Raw genomic sequence first — 5,167 nt, 5'->3', positions numbered from 1 at the left:
CGTCGCGGTCGGCGCGGTGGCGACCGCGGCCGGAGTGGTGCCGGTGGCGGCCGTGCCTGCAGCGGCCTGCGCCTTGGCCTGGCGAATGGCCTCGGCGCGCGCGCTGGCGGCCAGTTCGGCGTCGGACATCTGCACTTCCTTGCCGGGCAGCAGGGTGTAGAAGTCGTACTGGGTCTGCGCGTCCTTCTTCGCTTCCGGCTTGGTGCTGCCGGCCGCGTTGGCGGCGGGCTTGGGCAGGTCCGGGGCCGCATCGACGTCGGCATCGGCCACCGGCGCCGGTTGCGCATCCGGATTGGCGCGCGGACCGCCCACACGCAGGAAGTCGCCGTCCTTCTTGAACAGCCCTGGCGCGCCGAGGAACACCACCGCGGCGATCGCCGCGCCGGCGATCAGCCACACCCACCCGGGCGTGCCGTTGCCGCTGTTGCGCCGGGCCTGGGTCTTACCGCGTCGTGCTGCCATTTACCGCTTCTCCACTCACATTTTTTCCGGGGCCGAGACGCCCAGGAGATTCAGACCGTTCGCCAGCACCTGCTGCGCCGCCACCGCCAGGGTCAGCTTGGCGTTGCGTTCGCCGGCGTCGTCCACCAGCACCGGGGTGCCGTGGTACCAGGTGTGGAAGGCCGTCGCCAGTTCGCGCAGGTATTGCGCGATCAGATGCGGCTCCAGCGCATGCCCCGCATTCTCCACCACTTCCGGGTAGCGCGAGAGTTCCTGCATCAGTTCCAGCGAGGTCGCGTCGCTGAGCCGGTTCAGTTGCGCCTGGCCATCGGCCTGGTCGTAGTCCAGCTTCTTCTCCTGCGCCTGGCGCAGCAGGCTGCATACCCGGGCATGCGCGTACTGCACGTAGAACACCGGGTTGTCGTTGCTCTGCTGGCGCGCCAGGTCGATGTCGAAGGTGAGCTGGGAATCGGGCTTGCGCGCGATCAGGAACCAGCGCGTGGCGTCGCGGCCGGCTTCCTCGATCAGGTCGCGCAGGGTCAGGTAGCTGCCGGCGCGCTTGGACAGCTTCACTTCCTCGCCGCCGCGCATCACCGTGACCATCTGGTGCAGCACATACTCCGGCCAACCCTTGGGGATGCCCAGGTCCATCGCCTGCAGGCCGGCACGCACGCGCGCCAGCGAGCCGTGGTGGTCGGCGCCCAGTTCGGTGATGGCGCGCACGTAGCCGCGCTGCCACTTGCTCAGGTGGTAGGCCACGTCCGGCACGAAGTAGGTGTAGCTGCCGTCGGACTTGCGCATCACGCGGTCCTTGTCGTCGCCGAAATCGGTGGATTTCAGCCACAGCGCGCCGCCCTCTTCGTAGGTATGGCCGGAGGTGATCAGCTTCTGCACCGCCTCCTCGACCTTGCCGTCGCGGTACAGCGAGCTTTCCAGGAAGTAGATGTCGAAATCCACGCCGAACGCGGCCAGGTCGTGGTTCTGCTCGTTGCGCAGATAGGCCACGGCGAAGCGGCGGATCGCATCGAGGTCCTGCGGATCCTTGGCGCCGGTGACCACATGGCCTTCCAGGTCGACAGCAGCGCCGGCCATGTAGGCGTCGGCCACGTCCTGGATGTAGTCGCCGCGGTAGCCTTCTTCCGGCCAGTCGGGGCTGTCGGGCGTCTTGCCCAAAGCGCGCGCCTGCACCGAGCGCGCCAGGTTCTCGATCTGGTTGCCGCCGTCGTTGTAGTAGAACTCGCGCTTGGCATTCCAGCCGTTGGCCTCGAGCAGGCGCGCCAGGCAGTCGCCGATGGCCGCAGCGCGGCCGTGGCCGACATGCAGCGGCCCGGTCGGGTTGGCCGAGACGTACTCCACGCCCACGGTGCGGCCGTTGCCGACCAGGCTGCGGCCGTAGTCCTCGCCCTGCTTGAGCACCGCCAGCACCTCGCGCTGGTAGGCGCCGGGACCGAGATGGAAATTGATGAAGCCGGGGCCGGCGATCTCGACCTTGCTGACGTCGTCGTTGGCCGGCAGCGCGTCCACCAGCTGCTGGGCGAGGGCGCGCGGATTGGTGCGCGCGGCCTTGGCCAGCAGCATCGCCGCGTTGGTGGCGAAGTCGCCGTGTTCGCGGGTCTTGGGGCGCTCGACCACGAAGTCCGGCGGCAGGGTGTCGGCCGGCAGGGTGCCATTGGCGCGCAAGGCTTCGATGCCTTGACCGATCAGGGCGCGGAGTTGGGATTTCACGAGATCTCTGCTTGAAGCGCGGAACCGGCGATTTTACCCGACCCGCCGCCTCCCGGCCCGTCCCGGGTTCAGCCCGACCTCAGCCGCGACGCCGCGACCAGCATGCGCCTGGGGCCTGGGCCGGCTGACCGCCCGCATGGCCAGGAGCCGGCCTCGCCGGGATCGGCGTCCCGCGACATGGCACGCCCGGCCGCCGCCTCGGTTCAGGCCCAGCCGCGCGAGGCCATCGAGACAGGCACGCCGTCGCCGACGATGAAGTGGTCGAGCAGGCGCACGTCGATCAGGTCCAGCGCCTGTTTCAGCCGCTCGGTGACGGCGCGGTCGGCGGGCGAGGGTTCCGGGTTTCCGGACGGGTGGTTGTGGCCGATGATCACCGCGGCGGCGTTGAGCGTGAGCGCACGCCGCACCACCTCGCGCGGATGCACCTCGGCGCCGTCCAGCGTGCCCTGGAACAGCTCCTCGAACGCCAGCCAGCGGTGCCGGGTGTCCAGGAACAGTGCGGCGAACACCTCGTACGGCCGCGCCCGCAGGCGTTGCGCGAAGTAGCGGCCGGCGGTGATCGGATTGCTGAGGGTGTCGCCGCGCTGCAGTTCCGCGGCCAGGTGGCGCTGGCCCAGCTCCAGCGCCGCCGACAGCTGGCAGGCGCGCGCCGGGCCCAGCCCGGGCAGGCGTACCAAGTCGCCGGGCGACCGGTCCAGCAGCGTGCGCAACGGCCCGTGCCGCTGCAGCAGGTCGCGCGAGGTGCGCACCGCGTCGCTGCCGGGCAGGCCGGAGCCGAGAAAGATCGCCAGCAGTTCGGCGTCGGAAAGGGCCCGGGGACCGCGTGCCAGCAGCTTTTCCCGGGGACGTTCTTCGCAGGGCCAGTCGGAGATGTGCATATCGCCAGGGTGCCGGCCGACATGGCGCAACGGTATCAGGCCGCCAAAAACCATCGGGTAAGCTAATCGTCCTTGTATGGGTAGGACATTCCCGACGTGACCGCGATTTTCGAGAGGCCCCTGCCGGGGCGACGTGTGCTGTTGTGCGTCGGCGGGGGAATCGCCGCCTACAAGGCGCTGGAACTGGTGCGGCGCCTGCGCGACGCCGGCGCCGAGGTGCAGGTGGCGATGACCGCCGGCGCACAGCAGTTCGTCACCCCGCTGAGCTTCCAGGCGCTGTCCGGCCATCTCACCCGCACCACGCTGTGGGACAGTGGCGCCGAGCAGGCCATGGGTCACCTGGAACTGGCCCGCTGGGCCGAGCAGGTGGTGGTGGCCCCGGCCACTGCCGACCTGCTGGCGCGCCTGGCGCACGGGCTGGCCGACGACCTGGTGGGCACGCTGTGCCTGGCCAGCACCGCACCGCTCACCGTGTGCCCGGCGATGAACCACCGCATGTGGCTGCACCCGGCCACCCAGGCCAACATCGCCACCCTGCGCGCGCGCGGCGCACAGGTGGTCGGCCCGAACGATGGCCCGCTGGCCGAAGGCGAGTCCGGCCCCGGTCGCCTGGCCGAACCGGAGCAGATCGTCGCCGCGCTCGTTGGGCGCACCGACCAGAACGCAGCGTCGGCCAAGCCGGCCGCGGCCGCCGTCCCGGCGCGTTCCGGCGCTGGCACCGGCACTGCCGCCCTGCGCGGCCTGCGCGTGGTGATCAGTGCCGGCCCCACCTACGAAGACCTGGATCCGGTGCGCTACCTGGGCAACCGCAGCAGCGGCAAGATGGGGTACTCGCTGGCCGCGGCCGCGGTCCGGCAAGGCGCCGAGGTGGTGCTGGTCAGCGGCCCGGTGCATTTGTCTACGCCCGACGGCGTGCAGCGCATCGACGTGCGCTCGGCCGCGCAGATGCGCGAGGCGGTGCTCGGCGCGCTGCCGGCGGACATCTACATCGGCACCGCCGCGGTCGCCGATTACACGCCAAAACAGGTGGCGGCGCAGAAGATCAAGAAGAGCGGCGAGACGCTCACCCTCGAACTGACCCGCACTCCGGACATCCTGGCCGAGGTCGCCGCGCAGACCCAGGCGCTGAAGCTGGTGGTCGGCTTCGCCGCCGAGACCCACGACATCGAGCGCTACGCCCGTGGCAAACTCGCCGACAAGCACCTGGACCTGATCGTGGCCAACCGGGTGGGGGTGGCCGGCAACGGCTTCGAGAGCGACCAGAACGCGGCCACCGCCTATTGGCAGGATGGCGAACGCGACTTCCCGGCGGTCTCCAAGACGCAGCTGGCCGAACAACTGCTGGACCTGATCGCGCAGAGGCTGCACGCATGAGCACTCCCACGCCCTATCCGCTGCAGGTGAAGCTGCTGGATCCGCGCTTCGGCGACAGCTGGCCGCTGCCCGACTACGCCACCGAAGCCAGCGCCGGGCTCGACCTGCGCGCGGCCACCGAGGCGCCGCTGACCCTGGCGCCGGGCGACACCGCGCTGATCCCCAGCGGCCTGTCCATCTACATCGCCGATCCGCAGCTGTGCGCGGTGGTGCTGCCGCGCTCGGGCCTGGGCCACCGCCACGGCATCGTGCTCGGCAACGGCACCGGCCTGATCGACGCCGATTACCAGGGGCCGCTGCTGATCAGCGTCTGGAACCGCGGCCGTGAGGACTTCACCATCGCCCCCGGCGACCGCATCGCGCAGCTGGTGGTGATGCCGGTCGTGCGTGTCGCCCTGCAGGTGGTGGATACTTTCGCCGACAGCGCCAGGGGAACGGGTGGATTCGGCCATACCGGAGTGCGCTGACAGGGGATCGTCTGCATGAGCGAGGCAACACAAGCGCGGCCGGTGCCGCAGGGTTTGCGCAAGGTGGCGCCTCTGCTGACGGTGCTGCTGGTGCTGTTGGTGGTCTGGTTCGGCTGGAGCGGGGTCGAGCAATGGCGCGCCGAGCAGGCCGCCGCCACCCTGGAGCAGGCGCGCGATGCCGCGGTGGCGCAGACCCAGCAGGCGCTGGCGGGCGTGGGCAAACGCCTGTCCGAACGCCTGCAGCAGCCGGCCGTGCAGGCGGCCCTGCGCCGCGGCGACGCC

4 protein-coding genes and 2 pseudogenes are annotated in these 5,167 nt (G+C 70.6%); 3 read left to right on the top strand and 3 right to left on the bottom strand.

Annotation, left to right across the window (positions count from 1 at the left end):
• The 3 genes and pseudogenes from D183_RS0104145 to radC form a co-directional block, all read right to left on the bottom strand.
• Positions 1-462, bottom strand: a pseudogene (locus tag D183_RS0104145) (SPOR domain-containing protein); the annotation flags it as partial.
• 15 nt (positions 463-477) lie between these two features.
• The gene (gene argS, locus D183_RS0104140) at positions 478-2,166 is read right to left on the bottom strand and encodes an arginine--tRNA ligase (protein WP_017907880.1); all 1,689 of its coding nucleotides are present in this window, start codon (positions 2,164-2,166) and stop codon (positions 478-480) included.
• 203 nt (positions 2,167-2,369) lie between these two features.
• The gene (gene radC / locus D183_RS0104135; RefSeq protein WP_017907879.1) at positions 2,370-3,044 is read right to left on the bottom strand and encodes a RadC family protein; all 675 of its coding nucleotides are present in this window, start codon (positions 3,042-3,044) and stop codon (positions 2,370-2,372) included.
• Positions 3,045-3,140: 96 nt separating this feature from the next.
• Here radC and coaBC point away from each other — a divergent pair, with 96 nt between their 5' ends.
• The 3 genes and pseudogenes from coaBC to D183_RS23965 all read left to right on the top strand — a co-directional run.
• A complete protein-coding gene (coaBC, locus tag D183_RS0104130) occupies positions 3,141-4,418 on the top strand; it encodes a bifunctional phosphopantothenoylcysteine decarboxylase/phosphopantothenate--cysteine ligase CoaBC (protein ID WP_191091469.1) in 1,278 nt (425 codons plus the stop codon).
• Positions 4,415-4,885, top strand: a complete 471-nt coding sequence (gene dut, locus D183_RS0104125) for a dUTP diphosphatase (protein WP_017907877.1) — start codon at positions 4,415-4,417, stop codon at positions 4,883-4,885. The genes coaBC and dut overlap by 4 nt, the downstream gene beginning before the upstream one ends.
• 15 nt (positions 4,886-4,900) lie before the next feature.
• Positions 4,901-5,167, top strand: a pseudogene (locus D183_RS23965) (phosphomannomutase/phosphoglucomutase); the annotation flags it as partial.

The sequence above is a fragment of the Xanthomonas sp. SHU 199 genome, assembly GCF_000364665.1.
Taxonomy (GTDB): domain Bacteria; phylum Pseudomonadota; class Gammaproteobacteria; order Xanthomonadales; family Xanthomonadaceae; genus Xanthomonas_A; species Xanthomonas_A sontii.
Note: the sequence above shows the minus strand (reverse complement) of the source record. Positions and strands in the feature narration are given on the sequence as shown.